At 33.6% G+C, this 19,750-nt stretch carries 20 protein-coding genes; 8 read left to right on the top strand and 12 right to left on the bottom strand.

What is annotated here, in order from left to right; genetic code table 11:
* Window positions 1–41: 41 nt before the first annotated feature.
* The 3 genes from ACZZZI_RS21040 to ACZZZI_RS21030 all read right to left on the bottom strand — a co-directional run bounded on the left by ACZZZI_RS21040 (window position 42) and on the right by ACZZZI_RS21030 (window position 3,099).
* A complete protein-coding gene (locus ACZZZI_RS21040) occupies window positions 42–446 on the bottom strand; it encodes a hypothetical protein (RefSeq protein WP_424056274.1) in 405 nt (134 codons plus the stop codon).
* Window positions 447–448: 2 nt separating this feature from the next.
* Window positions 449–1,780: an L-lysine 6-transaminase gene (gene lat / locus ACZZZI_RS21035; RefSeq protein ID WP_463491239.1), complete on the bottom strand. Its 1,332-nt coding sequence runs from the start codon at window positions 1,778–1,780 to the stop codon at window positions 449–451.
* 449 nt (window positions 1,781–2,229) lie between these two features.
* The gene (locus tag ACZZZI_RS21030; protein WP_424056278.1) at window positions 2,230–3,099 is read right to left on the bottom strand and encodes a 1-aminocyclopropane-1-carboxylate deaminase/D-cysteine desulfhydrase; all 870 of its coding nucleotides are present in this window, start codon (window positions 3,097–3,099) and stop codon (window positions 2,230–2,232) included.
* Window positions 3,100–3,865: 766 nt separating this feature from the next.
* On the opposite strand from ACZZZI_RS21030, the gene ACZZZI_RS21025 reads away from it, so the two are divergent.
* The 4 genes from ACZZZI_RS21025 (at window position 3,866) to ACZZZI_RS21010 (ending at window position 7,970) form a co-directional block, all read left to right on the top strand.
* Window positions 3,866–4,894, top strand: a complete 1,029-nt coding sequence (locus tag ACZZZI_RS21025) for an RluA family pseudouridine synthase (protein ID WP_316757287.1) — start codon at window positions 3,866–3,868, stop codon at window positions 4,892–4,894.
* A 3-nt stretch (window positions 4,895–4,897) separates the two neighbouring features.
* Window positions 4,898–5,737: an aminotransferase class IV gene (locus tag ACZZZI_RS21020; protein ID WP_316757289.1), complete on the top strand. Its 840-nt coding sequence runs from the start codon at window positions 4,898–4,900 to the stop codon at window positions 5,735–5,737.
* 7 nt (window positions 5,738–5,744) lie between these two features.
* Window positions 5,745–6,569, top strand: a complete 825-nt coding sequence (locus tag ACZZZI_RS21015; RefSeq protein ID WP_463491236.1) for a helix-turn-helix domain-containing protein — start codon at window positions 5,745–5,747, stop codon at window positions 6,567–6,569.
* Window positions 6,570–6,650: 81 nt separating this feature from the next.
* Window positions 6,651–7,970 carry an alpha/beta fold hydrolase gene (locus ACZZZI_RS21010; protein ID WP_463491234.1) on the top strand — a complete coding sequence of 440 codons (1,320 nt, stop codon included), beginning with the start codon at window positions 6,651–6,653 and terminating at the stop codon, window positions 7,968–7,970.
* Between the two features lie 28 nt (window positions 7,971–7,998).
* Here ACZZZI_RS21010 and fmt read toward each other — a convergent pair whose 3' ends face one another.
* Complete coding sequence (gene fmt / locus ACZZZI_RS21005) at window positions 7,999–8,907, bottom strand: methionyl-tRNA formyltransferase (RefSeq protein ID WP_424056287.1); 909 nt, start codon at window positions 8,905–8,907, stop codon at window positions 7,999–8,001.
* 87 nt (window positions 8,908–8,994) lie between these two features.
* On the opposite strand from fmt, the gene ACZZZI_RS21000 reads away from it, so the two are divergent.
* Window positions 8,995–10,041 carry a DNA topoisomerase IB gene (locus tag ACZZZI_RS21000; protein WP_316757295.1) on the top strand — a complete coding sequence of 349 codons (1,047 nt, stop codon included), beginning with the start codon at window positions 8,995–8,997 and terminating at the stop codon, window positions 10,039–10,041.
* Window positions 10,042–10,066: 25 nt separating this feature from the next.
* Window positions 10,067–11,914 carry a PAS domain-containing sensor histidine kinase gene (locus ACZZZI_RS20995; protein WP_463491231.1) on the top strand — a complete coding sequence of 616 codons (1,848 nt, stop codon included), beginning with the start codon at window positions 10,067–10,069 and terminating at the stop codon, window positions 11,912–11,914.
* A 37-nt stretch (window positions 11,915–11,951) separates the two neighbouring features.
* Here ACZZZI_RS20995 and ACZZZI_RS20990 read toward each other — a convergent pair whose 3' ends face one another.
* Both ACZZZI_RS20990 and ACZZZI_RS20985 read right to left on the bottom strand, forming a co-directional pair.
* Complete coding sequence (locus ACZZZI_RS20990; RefSeq protein WP_316757299.1) at window positions 11,952–12,158, bottom strand: hypothetical protein; 207 nt, start codon at window positions 12,156–12,158, stop codon at window positions 11,952–11,954.
* A 105-nt stretch (window positions 12,159–12,263) separates the two neighbouring features.
* Entirely contained in the window at window positions 12,264–13,535 is a 1,272-nt protein-coding gene (locus ACZZZI_RS20985; protein ID WP_463491229.1) for an exo-beta-N-acetylmuramidase NamZ family protein, read from the bottom strand.
* Between the two features lie 158 nt (window positions 13,536–13,693).
* Between ACZZZI_RS20985 and ACZZZI_RS20980 the strand changes: the two genes are divergently transcribed.
* The gene (locus tag ACZZZI_RS20980) at window positions 13,694–14,914 is read left to right on the top strand and encodes an ABC transporter permease (protein ID WP_344768579.1); all 1,221 of its coding nucleotides are present in this window, start codon (window positions 13,694–13,696) and stop codon (window positions 14,912–14,914) included.
* A gap of 216 nt (window positions 14,915–15,130) precedes the next feature.
* On the opposite strand, the gene truA is transcribed toward ACZZZI_RS20980, so the two are convergent.
* The gene (truA, locus tag ACZZZI_RS20975; RefSeq protein ID WP_463491227.1) at window positions 15,131–15,931 is read right to left on the bottom strand and encodes a tRNA pseudouridine(38-40) synthase TruA; all 801 of its coding nucleotides are present in this window, start codon (window positions 15,929–15,931) and stop codon (window positions 15,131–15,133) included.
* A gap of 74 nt (window positions 15,932–16,005) precedes the next feature.
* Here truA and ACZZZI_RS20970 point away from each other — a divergent pair, with 74 nt between their 5' ends.
* On the top strand, window positions 16,006–16,386 hold the full coding sequence (locus ACZZZI_RS20970; protein WP_424056300.1) for a YchJ family protein: 381 nt from the start codon (window positions 16,006–16,008) through the stop codon (window positions 16,384–16,386).
* Here the strand turns inward: ACZZZI_RS20970 and ACZZZI_RS20965 are convergent.
* The 5 genes from ACZZZI_RS20965 to ACZZZI_RS20945 form a co-directional block, all read right to left on the bottom strand.
* Window positions 16,383–16,787: a hypothetical protein gene (locus tag ACZZZI_RS20965; protein WP_463491225.1), complete on the bottom strand. Its 405-nt coding sequence runs from the start codon at window positions 16,785–16,787 to the stop codon at window positions 16,383–16,385. The genes ACZZZI_RS20970 and ACZZZI_RS20965 overlap by 4 nt on opposite strands.
* 3 nt (window positions 16,788–16,790) lie before the next feature.
* Window positions 16,791–17,597, bottom strand: a complete 807-nt coding sequence (gene mazG / locus ACZZZI_RS20960) for a nucleoside triphosphate pyrophosphohydrolase (protein ID WP_463491223.1) — start codon at window positions 17,595–17,597, stop codon at window positions 16,791–16,793.
* Between the two features lie 126 nt (window positions 17,598–17,723).
* Window positions 17,724–18,173: a DoxX family protein gene (locus tag ACZZZI_RS20955; RefSeq protein ID WP_424056302.1), complete on the bottom strand. Its 450-nt coding sequence runs from the start codon at window positions 18,171–18,173 to the stop codon at window positions 17,724–17,726.
* 92 nt (window positions 18,174–18,265) lie between these two features.
* The gene (locus ACZZZI_RS20950; RefSeq protein WP_316757315.1) at window positions 18,266–18,559 is read right to left on the bottom strand and encodes a hypothetical protein; all 294 of its coding nucleotides are present in this window, start codon (window positions 18,557–18,559) and stop codon (window positions 18,266–18,268) included.
* Between the two features lies 1 nt (window position 18,560).
* Entirely contained in the window at window positions 18,561–19,721 is a 1,161-nt protein-coding gene (locus ACZZZI_RS20945; protein WP_316757316.1) for an AI-2E family transporter, read from the bottom strand.
* Between the last annotated feature and the right edge of the window lie 29 nt (window positions 19,722–19,750).

The following is a 19,750-nucleotide window of genomic DNA, read 5'->3' as shown; positions in this document are numbered from 1 at the left end:
AAGCTTTTATAATCTCGGAAAGATTAATAGATAACAAGCTTTTAATTAAAAGGATACTTGTTGAAAGCAATTTGACTCATGGCACTTTTTTCGTAAAGCGCAATACAAGATTTATTAAAAGAAACATCAAAGTTTACTGCTCCTGGCTGCAAAGTTTGTGGAACATTTGCACTTTCCATAAAGAAGTAAACTTTTGTGTTTCCGTATTTTGTATGTGGCATAAAATTGCCATAGTTTTCCATTTCTTTCCAAATAGAATCTTTAACCGTAACCACATAAATCCGTTGTACAGGACCTGTGTTATTGGCATTTCTATATTTAGTAATTTCTTTGAAACCAGCTTTCATATCTTTTATGCCAGGTTGGTTAAAAGTACCTTTTATTATAAAGCCAACTAATACTAAAATTCCAATTGTAAGTATGTAGGATACAGTTTTCTTATTCATGCCTACAATAAAGGCAATATTTTTTCCATTACCGTCAAGCCTTCGTCAATATGTTTTTGCTCGATACAAAGAGCAGGACGGAAGCGAATTGTTTGCTTGCCACAACCTAAAAACATTACATTGTTTTCAAGTCCTTTGGTTATAAAAGCATTGCGCATTTCAGCGGTTGGAAAATCGAAAGAACAAAGCAATCCACGACCACGAACATTGCTCATTTTATCAAATTTTTGAGCAAAACTTTGTAAGTTTTCTTTAAGATAGCTGCCAATTTTTGTCGCATTATCGCAAAGTTTATCTTCTTCTAAAATTTGAAGTATTTGTGTCGAGCGTACCATATCAACCAAATTACCACCCCAGGTAGAATTTATACGACTTGGAACTTTGAAAACATTTGTTTCAATTTGGTTTACTTTGTCGCCAACTAAAATTCCGCAAACCTGCATTTTTTTTCCAAAGGCAACAATATCTGGACGAGCTTTTTCGCTGAAATGCTGATGACACCAGAATTTACCTGTTAAACCTACGCCAGTCTGTACTTCATCGTAAATTAAAAAGGCATCATTTTCATCGGCAATTTCTCTAAGTTGAATTAGAAATTCTTCTCTTAGATGGTTATCGCCACCTTCAGATTGAATTGGCTCAATAATTATAGCACAAATATCATCTTTAAAGTCGTTAAACGCCTGTTTTACTTGTGCTATTGATAAGGTTTCGGTGCTTATGGCTTTATCTAAATTCGCTCCAGATAAAGGGAATTTAACTTCGGGAATGCTGACTCTTGGCCAATCGAATTTTGCAAACCACTTCGTTTTATCAGGCAAAGTGTTGGTTAAACTTAAGGTATAACCAGAACGGCCATGAAATGCCTTTTCAAAGTGTAAAACTTTAAAACCTTTTTCTACTTTGTAACCTTTTTCGAAGTTTTTTTGAACCTTCCAATCCATAGCAACTTTAATCGCATTTTCCACAGCTAATGAGCCACCTGCAATAAAAAAAGCATGAGGAAGATAATCAGGAATTCCAATCTGAGAGAAAGTTTCTACAAATTGAGCATATTGTTGAGTGTAAACATCTGAATTAGATGGATTAGCCATAGCTGCCATTAAAAGATTTTTTTTAAAGGCTTCATCATTAATCATTTTTGGGTGGTTGTAGCCCAATGGAACCGAAGCAAAACAAGTGAAGAAATCGAGCAGAGTTCTGTTGTGTTTTGAGTCATAAATATAAGCACCATTACTTTGCTCCATATCGTAAGTAAGGTCGAAACCATCGGCTAAAATGTGCTTGTTTAAAGATTCTTTAACTTTGTTAGCAGGTACTGTTAATTGGTACATAAATTTGGTTTTGGTATAGTTCAAATTTAATAAAATGTGCCTGCAATCAAAATTTAGGCACTTTTTGTACCTAATGTTAAAAATTGTAATTCGACTATTTTTCTTAATAAAATAGGTTTAAAGAGTTTAAAAGGTGTTTTTATTAGGATTTTTAAAAAAGAGGTAAAACGCGAATATTGCTTTAAATTGAATAGAGGCAGATTGCTTTGTTTTTAATCTATTTGTAGACGAAAACCAGTATCGGTATGAAAACAATGTTTAGTTTATTTAAAACTATTTTTTATCAATATGAAAGCAAATAGGAAGGAAATTAATTACTTTTTTAAAGTGTCATTTAATTGTAATAATTAGCTTGTCTATCTATTTTTTGGCTCGTTAATTGAAATTTCGAGCCAAAGTATTAGGAATCTAACCTCTGTTTTTTAATCATTCGAAGAACCTTATTAAGATTAGAATTTATCTTTCATCCCGAAAATGCCAAGTAAACCACCAGTATGAATTGCTAAAATTTTATCGTTCGCATTAACTATGTTTTGCTTCTGCAAATCAATTATCGCATAAAACATTTTCGCGGTATAAACAGGGTCTAAAAGTAATCCTGTTCTTGCTGTAAACGATTTAATGAAATTAAATAATTCTGGTGTTGTTTTGGCGTAACCGCCAAAGTGATAATTATGGTGTAATACCAAGTTTTCAGAATGTGGAGTATATTTTAAAATTTCCTCGTTTATGAAGGAGCCATTTTTTAATACAGGTATTATATGGAGTTTCGTTTTTAAACCATTTTTCTGAATTCCTTTTAAAAGACCTGCGGCGGTTGTTCCAGTTCCAGCAGCACAAAAAATATGATCGTACGAATCTATAAGTTCATCTACAATTTCAGCACAACCAATTACGGCTTCAGCTGATGCGCCACCTTCATCTACAAAATAGGCATTATCGTCATGATGAAAATGATTTTCAAATAATTTTTCTTTATCTCTATAGCTTTCTCGGTCAGTAAAAATAAGAGTCATCCCGAATAGCTTACAAAGTAGAAGCATTTCGTTTTTAACTTCATCGCCACGAACAAACGCAGTTGATTTTAAACCCAAACGAGCCGAAGCGGCTGCGGTTGCCACTAAGTGATTAGAATAGGCACCGCCAAAAGTTATGATGTGAGATTTGTTGTGAGATTTGGCTTTTTCTAAAATGTATTTCAGCTTACGCCATTTGTTTCCAGATATATAAGGATCAATTAAATCATCTCGCTTAACAAATAAATTATTGAAAGGAGTAATTTCTAATTTCTGTACAGGGGTGTATATATTTTCAAACACATGTAAAATTAAAAAACACCTGCAATTTGCAAGTGTTTTTTAAGCTCTTTTTGTTAAATTACTATTTAAAGTATATCTTCCTTACCAAATAGGGGAAGAAGTTTAAAACAATTTTAACATTTTGTGTAAAGTTTTTCATAGTGTAAAATGATTAGGTATTGTGAGTGCGCAAATAACGTTCCAATGTTGCCATTGGTTGTATTGTTTTTGAAAAGTTAACATAAAATTAATTTCGCCTAAAGCGGATTTTCTGAATTTTCAAGCCAAAAATCAATGGATGATGAAAATATTTAGATTAAGACGACAGAAAACTTCGGGTTTTGAAATTACTTAGATCCTATTAAATGTGATTTTTGGTAATTTTGAGTGAGTTTTATTCATTTGAGAGATTATTTGTTAATAATTAGTTAGACAAATATAAAATAGTTTTTTATAAATCGGAAATTGCTGAAAATCAATATTACAACATCAGTTTCTGAAAAGTAAAGAAAATGAATTTTTGAATAGTCAAAGCATGTTCTGTAGATTATGGTTCCCAAGGCTTTATACCGTATGTTTTTAATGAGCATATTATTCCCCGATTCAGTATTCTTAATATCGCCAACACTTTTGTTTGTAGGCATAATTAATCGCCAATAAGCTTAAATTATGAATTTTTGTATCACTAACTGCTTATTAATGTGAGGTACATATCGAAAAGGCAAGTTGTTTTTGCTAAACTAAAATCAATCTAAAATTCTTGCACATAAAAGATTATTTTTGCAGCATGGAAAATGCGGTCGAATTACAGGAAACTGAAGAGCAGGAGTTATACGAACATTTAAAAATTGTTGTCGATAAAGGGCAATCATTACTACGAATTGATAAGTTTTTAATGGTTCGTGTAGAAAATGCTTCTCGCAACCGAATTCAAAATGCTATTGATGCTGGCAATGTTTTAGTAAATCAAAAACAAATAAAAGCTAGTTACAAGGTTAAGCCTTTAGATGAAATTTCGATTGTTTTACCTCATCCTCCACGCGATACCGAAGTTTATCCTGAAGATTTACCTTTAGATATTATTTACGAAGACAACGATTTGCTTGTGGTAAATAAAGCCGCTGGTATGGTGGTTCATCCTGGATTTAATAACTATACAGGTACCTTGGTAAACGCTTTAGCATTTCACTTTGAGCAATTGCCACAGTTACCTGGCAACGATGGGCGACCAGGTTTGGTTCATAGAATTGATAAAGATACCTCGGGTTTATTACTGATTAGTAAAAACGAAAAATCGATAACCCATTTAGCCAGACAATTTTTTGATCACAGCATTACCAGAAAATATATTGCTTTAGCCTGGGGTGATATTGAGAATGATGGCACGGTTACTGGTTATATCGGTAGAAGTGTAAAAGATCGCCGTGTGATGGATATTTATGATGAGGAAGAAAAGGGTAAATGGTCGGTAACTCATTATAAAGTTTTAAAGCGCCTTGGTTATGTAACTTTAATTAGTTGTGAGCTTGAAACAGGTCGAACGCACCAAATTAGAGCGCATATGCAACATATTGGGCATCCATTATTTAATGATGCAATGTATGGTGGCGATAAGATTTTAAAAGGAACAACGTTTAACAAATACAAGCAATTTGTAGATAACTGTTTCGATTTGTTACCTCGTCAGGCTTTACACGCACAAAGTTTAGGTTTTATACATCCAACAACAAAAGAATATATGCATTTTGAATCCCCATTGCCGCCCGATTTTAAAGCTGCACTTACCAAGTGGGAAAATTATATTGCAGCATCGTAAAATATGTCTCAACAATACCTCTTATTTAATGATGAATTTCACGCCGTTGATACGCCAGTTTTAACAGCATCCAACCGTAGCTTTAAATTTGGTGATGGTCTTTTCGAAAGTATGAGGTTTATGAATGGTAAGCTCCAATTTGCCGATTTACATGCCGATCGACTGGCTGCTGGTATGAAAGCATTAAAAATGGATGGTTTTGCTTTAATGGACGACTACTTTTTACGCCAAAAAGCTGCAGAATTAGCCAAACGCAATAAGTGGAATGGGAATGCTCGTTTACGTCTTTCTATTTACAGAGAAGGATCAGGGGTTTATACACCAGAGGTTAATAAGGTTGGTTACGTTTTAGAAGGTATTTCTTTAAAAAGCAATCAATACGAATTAAATGCAAAAGGTTTAATTATCGATGTTTTTGATGAAATGACGAAGTCGGTTAATAAAATTTCGAATTTCAAAACATCAAATGCTTTGCTATATGTAATGGCTGGGATTTTTAAAAGCCAAAATCGATTAGATGAAGCCATGATTTTAAATCAGAACGGTTTCTTGTGCGAAAGCATTAGCGCAAACGTTTTTGTGGTATATAATAACCAAATATATACACCTGCACTAACCGAAGGTTGCGTAAGCGGTGTTATGCGTACCGCTATTATGCAGCTTGCTAAAATGAACGATATGGAGTTAATTGAAGCGCAAATCAATCCTGAAATATTAAAAGAAGCTGAAGAAGTTTTTATTACAAATGCTACTCAGGGCATACAGTGGGTTATGGGCTACGGCAGAAAGCGTTACTTTAATGAGGTTTCTAAATTTCTTATCGAAAAATTGAACAATTTGTAGTTTTTAAATGAAGGTTAAATTTTATAAAACTGCTGATGAAAGATTAAAACCTTACTTAGAAGGATATTATTTTCTTAAGAAAGAGGCCGTAGAGGATGTAGAGTATTTAACATTTCCGAACAATTTTATAAGTGTATCCGTCTATTATAATGTGGGTGTGAACTTTCAGGATAACAATGCAGTTATTTCACAAAATGATAATTTAGATTTCACTTCTATTTTAGTCGCCAGTTACAAAAGCCCAATAAAAGTAAATTATGTTGGTAAAATCAACGAAGTTACATTTTGCTTTAAACCCTTGGGTTTAAACTCATTTTTGCCAAATCTTTCAGTTTTTTTTAATTCTTCAAAATCTTTTCTTCCTTTTGATGATTACCGAGAAACCATGACTGCAATATTGAATGAGTCAAGTGACGAGGTAAAGATCATTATGTTAGAAAATTATTGGCTTTCAAAACTTAACGATTTTAATCATTTTTTATTAGATAATTTGGTTAGTGAAATGCTCAAAGTTGATGAACAGATTACCATTACAGAACTAGCGATTAAATACGATACAAGCAGGCAAAATATACATAAATTATTTAGTCGTTACGTTGGTAAAAGTCCAGCTGATTTTAGGAAAATTCATAGATTCAGGGAAGCGTTAAGTAAAAGAATTGATTCATTAAAAGAAGAAAAAAATCTTACTGTGGTGGGCTACGAGGCACTTTTTTACGATCAATCTCACATGGTTAAAGCTTTTAAATCATTAACTGGATTTACGCCCAAGCAGTTTTTCGAAGGTATTGAATTAAAAAATGGAGCGGGAAACTGGTTTTTTACCAAGTAGTTTACATTTTTACAATTTCAACAAAATTACTTCACTTAGTTTTACATCGCAATTGAATAATTGCGGTTTAAAATTCTAATAATGAAAATCTTTTTATCAATTCTGATCCTCTTTTTAAATCTAAATTTAAAAGCACAGCTGAAACCCACTACTAACGATATTGCTTTAGTAAAAGAAATTTCGGTTAAAAAATTTATCGGAAAAACTTATAAACTAAGTGCTGAAGCGAGAACGAAAGCTATTGATGGTAAGGGTTTAGCTGCTTTTATGGCATTACAGGTTGGTGATGAACTGAATGTTTTAGAACCGACACGTAAGAAATCGGTCAAAATAGCCAATAACGAGGATTGGAAAAAGGTTGAGTTTTCTGGGGAAATCGATGCAGATGCAAGTAAATTATGGTTATATCTGCTAACTTATGGTGATGGCGACTTCTATTTCGATAACATTCGGTTTCAAATAAAAAGCGAAAGCGAAGCCTGGATTGATGTAAAACTTGATAATGCTGACTTCGAAAAATCAACAACAAAATCTCCACTTAAGGGTTTACAGAATTCGGAATCGGTAGCTAAGAAGGTTGCGGTGAAGGCAGGCATATCTAAAGAACCTAATGCCCAGTACAACCAGGTTTTACAAATTCATTCGGAAAATGCTCAACCCGATAATAAGATTGTTTATGGTTGGAATAAAAAAGCTGGGAAATTCATGCTCGCTAATGGTATTAGGCTTTATTATGAGGTTTATGGAACAGGAGAACCGCTTATACTCCTTCATGGAAATGGTGGTTCAATCAATAGTTTTTCAAAACAAATACCAGAGTTCTCAAAAAAATATAAGGTTATAGCAATCGATACCCGAGGGCAAGGTAACAGCAAGGATTCGGTAAGCTTAAGTTTTTCCTATGCTCAGTTTGCCGAAGATTTAAAGGTGTTACTGGATAGTTTGAATCTCAAAAAAGTGTCGGTTTTGGGTTGGAGTGATGGTGGAAATACAGCATTAATTATGGCAAGCAAGTACCCTGAATATGTTATCCAGTTAATTATAATGGGAGCAAATCTTAATCCTACGGCTGATGCCGTGAGTAAAAAAACATTATCTATGGTGCAGAAAGATCTAAAAAAAATGAAGGCTGAAAACAAAAAAGAACTGCTAGTAACCATTCGTTTGTTAGAAATGCTTTTGAAAGAACCGAATATCAATCCCGAAAGCTTAAAATCAATTACCGCTAAAACATTGATTTTGGCAGGAGAGCATGATGATATTTTGGAAAAACATACCCGCCTAATCTCCGAAAGTATTATAAATTCTAAACTGATGATTTTTAAAGGGCAAACGCATTTTATTGCAGAAGAAAACCCAAGTATTTTTAATAAAACTGTTCTGGATTTTTTAGCACAATAATTGGTTCATCTAAATTAGATCATGCGAATTATAACCGCATTCCTCTTAAAAAATCTTCAATTAACATGCGTTTTTTTCCTTCGTACTGAATATCTAGAAGTTTAATAAAACCATCTTTGGTTGCAAACTTTAGATAAGTTTTACCATCACTTAAAAAGCCTCCAGCAGCAATGCCTGGTTCCTTATTTTCTAGTTCTGCTTTGAAAATTTTAAGCGTTTTATCATTAAGTAAAGTAAAAGCCGTTGGATAAGGGCTCAAGCCTCGAATTAAGTTATAAATTAATTGCGATGGGTTGTTCCAATTTATTTTACAATCATCTTTAAATATTTTTGGAGCATGTTTTAAAACATCGCTTTGCGGTTGTGGTTGCTCTGTGAAATTACCTTCGGCAATAGCTGTAACCGTTTTAACCAATAAATTGGCTCCGATAACCATTAATTTATCGTGTAATTCACCTGCAGTTTCATCATCAGCAATTGGGGTTTTATCGCTCAAAATAATGTCACCAGTATCAATAGTATGAGTTAAAAAGAAAGTTGTTACGCCACTTTCTTTTTCACCATTTATAATTGCATGATTAATAGGTGCAGCACCACGGTATTGCGGTAGTAAAGAGCCGTGTAAATTTATGGTTCCTTTTGAAGGCATGTTCCAAACCACTTCTGGCAACATTCTAAAAGCAACTACAACTTGTAAGTCAGCTTCGTACGATTTTAATTCTTCTAAAAATTCAGGGTTTTTAAGTTTTTCGGGCTGTAGAACAGGAATGCCTTTTTCTACTGCATATCTTTTTACAGCACTTTCATTAATTTTCTGTCCGCGGCCAGCAGGTTTATCTGGGGCTGTAATTACTGCAACTACATTAAAATTTGCCTGCACTAAAGCATCTAAAGAAGCAACTGCAAAATCGGGCGTACCCATAAAAACTATTTTCATAAGAAAGTGTTGTATTTCTAAATAAAGCTTACGGTGGCTTTAAGTTTTGCAAAATAACTAAAAATAAAATCATCATTATAAATAAAAATGGTACAAGGCGAAGATGTTGTTAAAGCGAGTGGATTGGTTTTTGTAACAGATTCCATGCCTGGTATTTATAGAAAAGGCAAGCCTGGTAAGTTTCATTACGAAGATAAAAACGGTCAAAAAATTACCGAAGAAAAACACCTCAATAGGATCAAAGCACTTGTTATTCCGCCTGCCTGGCAAAATGTTTGGATTGCGAACAAACCTAATGCTTACCTTCAAGTTACAGGCTTGGATGCCGCTGGCAGAAAGCAATATAAATATCATACGAAGTGGACAAATCGTCGATCAGAAGATAAATACTTCAGACTGTATGCTTTCGGGAAAACCTTGCCAGAAGCCAGAAAAAGAATTGTTAAAGATTTAAAACGCAAAGAACTAGATGAGCGGAAGGTGCTGGCTATCTCTGTTGATGTACTTCAAAAAACATTAATCAGGATTGGAAACGAAAATTACAAGCATTTATACGGTTCTTTTGGTTTAACTACACTTAGAGATAAACACGTAAAGATTAATGGAAGTAAAATCCATCTGGATTTTGTAGGTAAAAAAGGTGTAAAGCAAAGCGTAGAGCTAACAGACAGGTCGTTAGCAAAACTAGTTAAAAAATGCCGCGATATTCCAGGTCAGGAATTATTTCAATTTTATTCAAACGGTAAAGAACATAGAGGTATAGATTCAGGAAAAATAAACGACTACATAAGAGAAATAACTGGTAATGATTTTACGGCTAAAGATTTTAGAACCTGGGGCGGAACATTAGAAGCCTTGCGTCAGTTTTCTAAGTGTAGTGCCGATGGAAATATCGAACTCAATACAAAAAAAACTATTGTGTCGGTGTTAGATTGTGTAGCCAAAAAGCTGGGTAACACACGTGCAGTTTGTAAAAGCTCATACGTTTATCCCCTGTTAATTACCGCCTATGAAAACAATGATTTAGAAAAGTATATAAAGAAAATAAACAAAAATAAAGCAGGCGGAAAGTTAGACTTAGATCACGATGAAAAAATTTTATTATCGTTTCTAAAATCAACTGGAAGCAAGTAAAAACCAATTATATTTGTTTTTCTATATGCAAATAAACTTACAAGACAAAGCTGATTTATTTAATATTCTGATTGAAGAATCGGAAATGCCTATTGCCTTATATGTGGGCGAACAAATGATTATCAGTGTTGCAAATAAAGCCATTTTAAAAGCCTGGGGCAAAAATGAATCGGTTAAAGGAATGGAGCTCGAAAAAGCACTTCCAGAATTGAATGGACAACCATTTATCCAAATTTTAAAGGATGTTTATAAAACAGGAATACCGTATGAAGCCAAAGAAGATAAGGTGCGGTTGGTAAACGATGGTATTTTACAAACCTTTTATTTCGATTTTGTTTACAAGCCTTTAAAAGATGAAAATGGAAAGGTTTGGGCTGTTTTAAATAATGCGACTGATGTAACAGAACTTGTAAATGCAAAATTCAAAAGTAAGGAAAGTGAAACGCTTTTTAGACAGATGATTTACGATGCGCCTGTTGCTATTGGTATTTTAAGAGGAAGAGATTTAATTATAGAAGATGCAAATGATGAGCTCTTAAAAATTTGGCGTAAAACAGACAAAGTATTAGGTTTAAAGGTTGTAGAAGGTTTGCCAGAAATTGTAGATCAACCTTTTCCAAAGTTATTGCTTGATGTTTACGAAAGCGGTAAGGCCCACTATGGTTATGAAACCTTGGCAAAGCTTGAGCATAAAGGCAATTTAACCGATTTTTATTTCAATTTTGTTTACGATCCTATTCGAGATAAAGACGGAAATGTTAATGGAATCATGATCGTTGCCAATGAGATAACCGCTCAGGTAGAATCTAAAAATGCTTTTATGGAAAGTGAAGAACGCTTTCGAAATTTGGTTTTAGATAATCCGATGCCAACCGCTTTATACGAAACTGAAGATATTATTATAAAAGTAGCTAACCATGAAATGCTTAAGCTTTGGGGAAAGGACGAAAGTGTTATTGGCAAAGCTATGGCCGAGGGAATTCCTGAACTTGTTGGACAGCCTTTTATAGCACTTCTGCAAGAGGTTTATCGCACTGGAATCGCCTATCACGCCGATCAGCAAGAAGCTGAATTAATTGTAGAAGGCATTTTACAGAAATCCTGGTTCAATTTTACCTATAAGCCATTAAAGGATTCGAATGGAAAAGTTTATGCCATTTTGCACTCCGCTATTGATGTAACCAGGCAGGTTCAGCTGCAACAACAAAAGGATGAATTTTTAGGCATTGCAAGTCATGAACTAAAAACACCTGTTACCAGTATTAAAGCTTATGCACAAGTTTTGGAGCGAATGATTCGTAGCGAAGGCGATGATAAAAAGGCTAACATGGTGCGTAAAATGGATTTACAGCTGAACCGTTTAACAGGACTAATCGGCGATTTACTAGATGTAACCAAAATACAATCTGGCAAAATGACCTATAATCCCGTTAAGTTTGATTTTAATTTGCTTGCCAAGGAAATTATCGAAGAAATGCAGCATACAACTACGCAGCATCAAATCAGATTCGAATTTGAAACAGATTTCATTGTTAATGCAGATAAAGAAAGAATAGGGCAAGTGATAACTAACTTTCTGTCAAATGCCATTAAATATTCGATAGACTCTCAACATATTGATGTTAAAAGTTATAGACAAAATAATGAGATAATATTAAGTGTACAGGATTATGGTATAGGAATATCTAAAGATTTGCAACACCTAATATTTGATCAGTTTTACAGAGTTGGTGGAAATCTTCAGCACACTTATCCTGGTTTAGGATTAGGACTTTACATTTCTTCTGAAATTATAAAAAATGAAGGTGGCAGAATCTGGTTAGATAGCGATGAGGGTAAGGGTTCTACTTTTTATTTTGCCTTAAAAGAATGAATGTACTGACATTAACGCAGTACATTCAATATTAAATTTATTCTTTTGGAGCCTTTTTAATCGAGTGAACAGGCTGTTCCTCATTCTCTCTTTGCTTTGCAGGATTTTTAGTTTTCTCAGGCTTATTTGGAATACTATCGTTAGGTTTTCTAACCGTTTTATGATCAACTGGCATCCGACCTTTTGGCACTTCTTCCTGATAATTACTACCTGGTTTATCACTTTTTACTTTTGGTCCGCTCATAATATTAACGATTGATGTGTGAATTTTGAATGATCGATTTGAACTTTAATAACATTTATTGTTCAATTATTGTTTTATTCGATCATTCAATTATCCAATCTATCATTAATTATATAGTAAATACTTTTTACGCATAGTTTTATAAGCACTTAAACCAGGTTCCCAGCTAGCTCTAATTTCTTTTTCACTTTTACCATCAATAATCTGCTGTCTAAAATCTGCAACGCCAACCAATCTCTCAATAGGCATGGTTTGATTACTCAATTTAGAGTTAAAGAAATCTTCTTTTTTAGGCGAAGCTTTATATAATTGAATTACCCAATCAATATTAATTTTCTTCTCTTTTCTCAGGATAGAAGTATCGTATTTTCTTAAATCTATGCCATAACATTCCTGGTCTTTAAAAATTGGTGTTTCTGCCATTCCCTTTATCCCAGTTGGTGTATAAGAAAATTTGTAGATGCCTTTTAAGTAAGGTGCACCAATTATCGTAAAGGGGAATTGTGTTCCACGACCATGGTTAAGATAAATTCCCTCGAATAAACAAGTTGATGGATATAGTAAAATAGATTGTTGCGTATTCAAATTTGGCGATGGTTTAACAGGTAAAGTATATTCCATATCGTGATTATAATTAGCATTTTTAATAATCGTAATCTTACATTTCACTTTATCTTTCAGCCAACCTTCGCCGTTAAGCATTTGCGCATATTCTCCAATGGTTAAACCATGAGACATAGGAATTGGTTGAATGCCGATGCCTGATTTAAATTTCGGATCTAAAATCGGTCCATCAATTAAATAACCATTTGGGTTTGGGCGATCTAATATTAAAAGCTCTTTGTTATTTGTGGCACAAGCTTCCATAACATGTTGCAATGTATTAATATAAGTATAAAAACGAACGCCAACATCCTGAATATCAAAAACCATAATATCTACATCTGCTAAATCTTCTGTTGTTGGTGTGCTGTGTTTTCCGTAAAGCGATACCGCTTGTATACCAGTTTTTGCATCAACAGCATCATCTACTTTTATACCTGCACTTGCATCACCTCTAAATCCGTGTTCAGGTCCAAAAATTTTCTGAATTTTAACACCAAGTGTAAGTAAGCTATCTACAGAAGTTTGCTTGCCAATAATTGAGGTTGGGTTAACAACCATACCAACGCGTTTCCCTTTTAAAAGAGGCAAGTATTTTTCAGTTTGCTCTGCGCCTGTTTTAATAGAGGTTGCAAGCACTTTATGCTCGGTTATTAATGTTTTGCTGTTCACAGGATCTTTTCCTCGAACCTGTTGCTCTAAAGATTTTGGTCCTTGGCCACAAGCCGAAAGAGCGATTAAACTAGTTAAAGCAAAGCTGATGGATGTTTTCATTTTTTACTGGTTTTTTGCTATTCTTATTTCAAAATAAAACAATTTAGCAATTTTTTAATTATACTAAACTGAGTATGGATTTTACGATTGGTATTTATTTTCAAAAATGCCATTTTTAAAAAGGATTTAAGCATTTTTGCTGATACAAATTTATCAAATTGAATTTCGAATATTTCATAGCTGGGCGTATAGCCATAAAATCAGAACGAACTTTCTCAAAGCTCATTGTACGCATAGCGATTGCTGGTGTAATGTTGAGCTTAGCCGTTATGATTCTTTCTATTGCAATCATTAAAGGTTTTAAAACCGAAATTCAGGATAAAGTGCGTGGCTATTTGGGCGATGTGCAAATAACCCGATACGACTTAAATAATTCTTTCGAGCATTCGCCTTTTATACTTGACTTAGAAACTCAAAAACAATTAAAAAATAATCCTGATATCGAGTATTTCTATCCATTTGCCACAAAACCCGCAATTCTTTCGGCAAATAACGAAATCGAAGGGATTAATTTTAAAGGTGTAGACAAAAGCTATAATTGGGATTATATTAAAAAACACATCATTAGCGGTACTATAATCGATTTTTCTGACAGTACGGCCGCTATGCAAGAGTTGCTGATTTCTAACTACACAGCCAAACGCTTAAAACTCAAAACTGGAGATGATTTTATCATGTACTTTGTTCAAAATCAATTACGCCCTCGAAAATTTAAAATTGTTGGTGTTTACGATATAGGAGTAGAAGATATCGATAAAGGCTTTGTTCTTGGTAATTTGAACATTGTTAAACGCCTAAACAACTGGCAATCGGGCGAAATTGGCGGTGTAGAAATTAGGATTAAAGATTTTAATAAATTAAAACCAGTTGCCGATGGTATTTTCGAAAAGCTGCCTCAAAACCTTCGTTCTTATTCCATCAGAGAAAACCTTCCAAATATATTTACCTGGCTAGGTTTGCTCGATGTTAACACCCGTGTGCTTTTAATATTAATGCTTATTGTTGGGGTAATTAACATGATTACAGCGCTTTTAATTATGATTTTGGAACGAACCAATATGATTGGCATGCTGAAATCTTTTGGTGCAAGCAACTGGAGCATTATGAAAATTTTCTTATACAACGCTGCTTATTTAATTGGTATAGGTTTATTACTGGGCAATATTTTAGGTTTGGGATTAGGCTTTTTCCAGCAATCCACGCATATTTTTAAACTCAATCAAACCTCATATTTTTTGGCCTATGTGCCAATCGAATTTCATTTTATCGATGTCCTAGCTTTAAACATAGTTACAGTTGTTGTTTGTTTAACCGTGCTAATTGTACCATCGCTGCTAATCAGTAAGGTTTCCCCGTTAAAAGCAATTAGATTTAAGTAGTATTTCCGTTTTCTTACAGCTTTTTAAGTGATTTGAGCTGATGTTTCTGCGAGAAAAAATTAAAATCTTCGAGAATTTATATGATTAGCAAGATTTTTTTTTTGAAAGCAATTTTCTGTAATCTTCGGTTCCGAAAGCCCTGCTTTTCATTGTAGCCCCGATAGAAAAAATCGGGGGCTGTCATTGCAATCAGGTTTATTTAACCAAATACAGTGCTTAAATCGAAATCCAATTTGTTCCTTCAATCATCGAAACTAAATCGGTTCTGGGCTCAAGGTTTAGATATGGATAAGAAACTTTCGAAAGGTATAAACCAGTTGGGTGAGCTGGAGCAATAATGTTTCCTATTTCTAAAGCGATAAAATGACTTTCAAACTCATCAATACTCAATTCGCCTTTGCCGATTTTTAAAAGTTGGCCCATAATTATTCGAATCATTTTACCCAAAAAACGATTGCTGGCAATATTAAAACGAATTCTATCTCCTTTATTATTCACAAATAAATCAGCCTCCATTACATTACATTTTGTATGGTCGTACTTATTCGGGTGGGTACAAAAAGCCTTGTAATCTTTATATTTAGTTAGAAGATTAACCGCTGATTTCATTTTATGCAAATCGAGATTCGATTCTTGATAGAGCGAACTTTGCGTGCTTAAAAACGGATCTTTATAAGTGTGTAAAAAGTAATCGTATTTACGCTGAACAGCATCAAAACGTGCATGAGGTTTCCCTTCCATTTTAATGATATCGAAAGCAGCAATATTGTATGGCAAAGCTTTGTTTAAAATGAACAGCAAGTCGAATTCAATTTCTTTCTCAAAATCTGCATGAAAGAAAAACTGACTAGCGTGTACATGAGCATCGGTTCGTCCACAGCCAATAATAGGAATGGTTTTCTTGAAAATTTTAGAAAGTGTTTGCTCAATAACTTCCTGCACGCTTTTTACGCCTGGTTGTTTTTGCCACCCACTAAAATATTGACCCTGATATGCAATGTGAAAGAAGTACCTCATTATTTAGCTGCAATTTTACGGAAATTTTAACTCCAAAGTGATTAAATCCTATTTTTGTATTTTCAATAGTAGAAATGGAACTAACAAATTGCCCTTGCGGAACTGGCTTGACCTACCAAAATTGTTGCCAGCCTTATCACTTAAATAATAAAGCTGCACCAACAGCCGAAACTTTAATGCGTTCTAGATATGCAGCTTTTGTAGTTTTAAATGGCGATTATTTATTCGAAACTACCCACCCAAGCAAAAGAAAAGGAAATTCTAAAGATGCTTATTTAAAAAGCGCTAAAAATACCAAATGGCTAAAGCTCGAAATAATTTCTTCAGGTTTCGATGTTGTAGAGTTTAAGGCTTTTTATTTGAACAGTAAATTCCAGACAGAGGTATTGCACGAAAAGTCTAATTTCAAATTAGAACATGGTAAATGGTACTATGTAGACGGGGTATTCTATTAAATATCCAGCTCTAAAGTAAGCTCTATTTTGCCAGTATTGGTTTTATAAACATCTAAAGAAACTAAATCCAAAGTGCCAACATCAAAATTTTCAGTTGTACTTTTTTCAAAAAATTTTTCTCTTATCTCGATTAAAAGCTGTTTTCTCGAAAAACCAAATTCTGAGTTTAAAATAAAAGAAACTGGATTTTCTAAAGGATAATCTAACGAAATGGTAACTTCTGTTTCTGGTAAAACAATTTCGTCGGCATCAATTAAATTAAGAATTTCTTCGTTTCCACGTCCAATATTTATCCATGGAATAATTCCATCATCGCCAATGGTTCGGGTTGCCCTTACATTAAAAGTGATGATATTAATTAAGTTTTTTGGGATTTGATTGTGGTTAATGTCTGAATTCATTTTTTATAATTTCTTTGCTTCATTCCAGTAGATATCCATTTCGGCAAGTGTCATATCGACCAAAGCCTTACCATTATCTTTTGCCTTTGTTTCCAAATATTTAAAACGTTTAATAAATTTTTTATTTGTTTTCTCTAACGCATTTTCAGGGTTAATATTGATAAAACGAGCGTAATTAATTAGAGAAAAAAGTACATCGCCAAACTCAGATTCAGCTTTTTCTATATCAATGGCAGTATGGTCAACAACATTAAATTCTGCTTTAAATTCTTGCAATTCTTCTTCTACTTTTTCCCAAACCTGGTTTTTGTTTTCCCAATCGAAACCAACGCCTCGAGCTTTTTCCTGAATTCGGGCGGCTTTAACTAAAGCTGGTAGGGAAGAAGGAACACCAGCCAGAACCGATTTATTACCTTCTTTTAATTTAATTTGCTCCCAGTTGCGTTTAACATCTTCTTCGTTTTGTACTTCAACATCACCATAAATATGTGGATGACGGTTGATCAGTTTATCGCAAACACCATTTAAAACATCAATAATGTTAAAATCATTAGTTTCTGATGCAATGCGGGAGTAAAAGACTAAATGCATCATCACGTCGCCAAGTTCCTTTTTTATTTCATCCAAATCGCCTTCTAAAATAGCATCGCTTAATTCGTAAGTTTCCTCAATTGTTAAATGACGTAAGGTTTCCATAGTCTGTTTTTTATCCCATGGGCATTGCGTACGAAGTGTATCGAGCACGGTTAAAAGCCTGTTAAAAGCATCAGCAGGGTTATTGGCAGAAGCAGGAATTGGATTTTTGGGCATGGTTTTAGTGTTTTTTTTCATTACAAAGATACAAAGAACACTAAGAAGAGGTTTTAATGATTTGAGATTTTAATGGTAATTTCTACAGATCAGATTCAAATCGTTGGTTTCTTTAGTTGATGTAACCTACCGAATGCTAAAATACCAAACCCATACAATTAGGAAAATTTGAAACGGAATTCGAAACCATAAATATTTAATTCCTGGGCCTGGTTTAAATAAATCTTCATAATTGATTTGATGTTTGGCCGCATTTATATTTGCAGGTAAAATTATAATTAGAAAAATTATTAATGCGATTCCAGTATAATAACGAAAGCTTTCTATGCTTAAGCCGATTGCAAAAAGTATTTCTAAAACACCTGTGAAGATTACAATTTCTACTTTTTTTGGAATAAAAAGTGGAATCATTGCCGCCATACTGGTTTTGAATTTGAAGTGGCCAATTGCAGTAAACAGTAACATTACGCCCATGGCAATGTTGCCTGCAAAAATATTTCCTTTATCGAAATTAGTGTGCCCGCCAAAAGCAAGTAAGGCCACGTAAACAATTAGTAAGACAAATAAAGGTTTCATAACTGATGTTTTGTTTACCGCAGGCAAATAGCTATATGCTAAAAATTTCAATCAATAATTGAAAGAAACTTCATTGTTCACCTTTAAAAAAATTACGATATCAAATTAAAAGCAATTAAAATGGTTGCAATAAAAAGAATTACTAATCCAGATAGAAAAATAAAATCGGCAGTTTTTTCTAAACGCTGACTAATAGACTCGCCCTTTCGCATCGAAATAAATGAAAGAATACAGCTAGTCATAAAAAACATTACAGCAGCAACAGCAAATTCATCAATTAATGAACTATCAGAGAGATTTAGTTTTTTTAACGAGGTAAGCACAATAAAGCATATGCCTAATAAATTGGCCGATGTGCTTAAAATATGTGGCGAACGGTCTGCCATATTAATCCTTTTCTTCTAATTTAATCTTTTTTGTAATTTGGTAAACACGTTTTTTCTTTTCAGGTTTATGTTCTTCGCCCATTAAAATTCCCCATGGCTTCAAGGTATCAACCCTGTCAAAAATAATTTTTACCATAGCTAAGTAGGGAATACATAAAAACATACCCGAAATACCCCAAATCATTTCTCCAACTACAATTCCAATAAAGGCAATTAACGCATTAATTTTAACTTTCGAGCCAACTACCAGTGGCATTAAAATATTTCCGTCGATGGCATGTACGCCTACAAAGGCGATTAGAACCAGTAAAACCTTGCCTGCTCCAGCGGTAGCAAAAGTTATTAAACAACTAATTAGCAAAGCAAAGAAAATACCTAAATAAGGCACCACATTAAATATTCCTGCTACCAAGCCTAGTAAAACTGCATATTTTACGCCCAATAAACTCAAAACTGTAATCATTAATACCGTTACAATTAACATTTGCAGAAATAAACCGATAATGTATTTTTTAATAATGTACTGAATTTGAGATACGATTTCGGATACTTTTTCTTTGTGCTCTTCCTTAAAAACAGAAGTTAAAAAGGTGAATAAAATTCTGCGATAATTTAGAATGAAAAAGGTAAATAACAATGTGAAACCTAAAAACAATAACGTAGAAGACAGTGTGGCCAGTGTTGTAGCCACAATTGTTGCGCTGGTTGCCAAAGCTTTTTCAGTACTGTCGTTTAAATAAGCGAGTTGTTTTTCGGTATTTACATGAAATGTTTTTGAAATCCAATGCTGCAATTCATGAAAAGAAACATCTGCTTTTTCTTTTAACAAAGGCCAGTCTTTCCATAAATCACTCAACTGGTTTCCAAAAAAGTAAATAATTCCGCCAATTCCAGCTATCATTAAAATAACAGATACAATTGTTGATAAACTTCTTTTAAACTTAAACCTCCGTTCTAAGAAGTTAGCAACTGGAAGTAATAAAATGCCCATCAAAAAAGAGAAAAGGAGCGGAGCCAATAATGATTGACCTAAAATGGCTATGTATGTTAAACTGATTAAACAGAAAAGTACAAGGGCAAGTTTTGGCAGAAAAGATAATTTGTCTTTCATGATGTAGATTAAAATCCAGTTAAATACAAAATGCCCGATCAATTGTTTCATTAATCGGGCATTTAAAGATAATAGATTAT

The sequence above is a fragment of the Pedobacter sp. AC190 genome (assembly GCF_979258025.1).
Note: the sequence above shows the minus strand (reverse complement) of the source record. Positions and strands in the feature narration are given on the sequence as shown.

Bases quoted from the DNA above. Each gene is read 5' to 3' on its own strand.
- ACZZZI_RS21040 (WP_424056274.1), bottom strand. From the start codon at position 446: ATGAATAAGAAAACTGTATCCTACATACTTACAATTGGAATTTTAGTA.
- lat (WP_463491239.1), bottom strand. From the start codon at position 1,780: ATGTACCAATTAACAGTACCTGCTAACAAAGTTAAAGAATCTTTAAAC.
- ACZZZI_RS21025 (WP_316757287.1), top strand. From the start codon at position 3,866: ATGGAAAATGCGGTCGAATTACAGGAAACTGAAGAGCAGGAGTTATAC.
- ACZZZI_RS21020 (WP_316757289.1), top strand. From the start codon at position 4,898: ATGTCTCAACAATACCTCTTATTTAATGATGAATTTCACGCCGTTGAT.
- ACZZZI_RS21015 (WP_463491236.1), top strand. From the start codon at position 5,745: ATGAAGGTTAAATTTTATAAAACTGCTGATGAAAGATTAAAACCTTAC.
- ACZZZI_RS21010 (WP_463491234.1), top strand. From the start codon at position 6,651: ATGAAAATCTTTTTATCAATTCTGATCCTCTTTTTAAATCTAAATTTA.
- fmt (WP_424056287.1), bottom strand. From the start codon at position 8,907: ATGAAAATAGTTTTTATGGGTACGCCCGATTTTGCAGTTGCTTCTTTA.
- ACZZZI_RS21000 (WP_316757295.1), top strand. From the start codon at position 8,995: ATGGTACAAGGCGAAGATGTTGTTAAAGCGAGTGGATTGGTTTTTGTA.
- ACZZZI_RS20995 (WP_463491231.1), top strand. From the start codon at position 10,067: ATGCAAATAAACTTACAAGACAAAGCTGATTTATTTAATATTCTGATT.
- ACZZZI_RS20990 (WP_316757299.1), bottom strand. From the start codon at position 12,158: ATGAGCGGACCAAAAGTAAAAAGTGATAAACCAGGTAGTAATTATCAG.
- ACZZZI_RS20985 (WP_463491229.1), bottom strand. From the start codon at position 13,535: ATGAAAACATCCATCAGCTTTGCTTTAACTAGTTTAATCGCTCTTTCG.
- truA (WP_463491227.1), bottom strand. From the start codon at position 15,931: ATGAGGTACTTCTTTCACATTGCATATCAGGGTCAATATTTTAGTGGG.
- ACZZZI_RS20970 (WP_424056300.1), top strand. From the start codon at position 16,006: ATGGAACTAACAAATTGCCCTTGCGGAACTGGCTTGACCTACCAAAAT.
- ACZZZI_RS20965 (WP_463491225.1), bottom strand. From the start codon at position 16,787: ATGAATTCAGACATTAACCACAATCAAATCCCAAAAAACTTAATTAAT.
- mazG (WP_463491223.1), bottom strand. From the start codon at position 17,597: ATGCCCAAAAATCCAATTCCTGCTTCTGCCAATAACCCTGCTGATGCT.
- ACZZZI_RS20955 (WP_424056302.1), bottom strand. From the start codon at position 18,173: ATGAAACCTTTATTTGTCTTACTAATTGTTTACGTGGCCTTACTTGCT.
- ACZZZI_RS20950 (WP_316757315.1), bottom strand. From the start codon at position 18,559: ATGGCAGACCGTTCGCCACATATTTTAAGCACATCGGCCAATTTATTA.
- ACZZZI_RS20945 (WP_316757316.1), bottom strand. From the start codon at position 19,721: ATGAAACAATTGATCGGGCATTTTGTATTTAACTGGATTTTAATCTAC.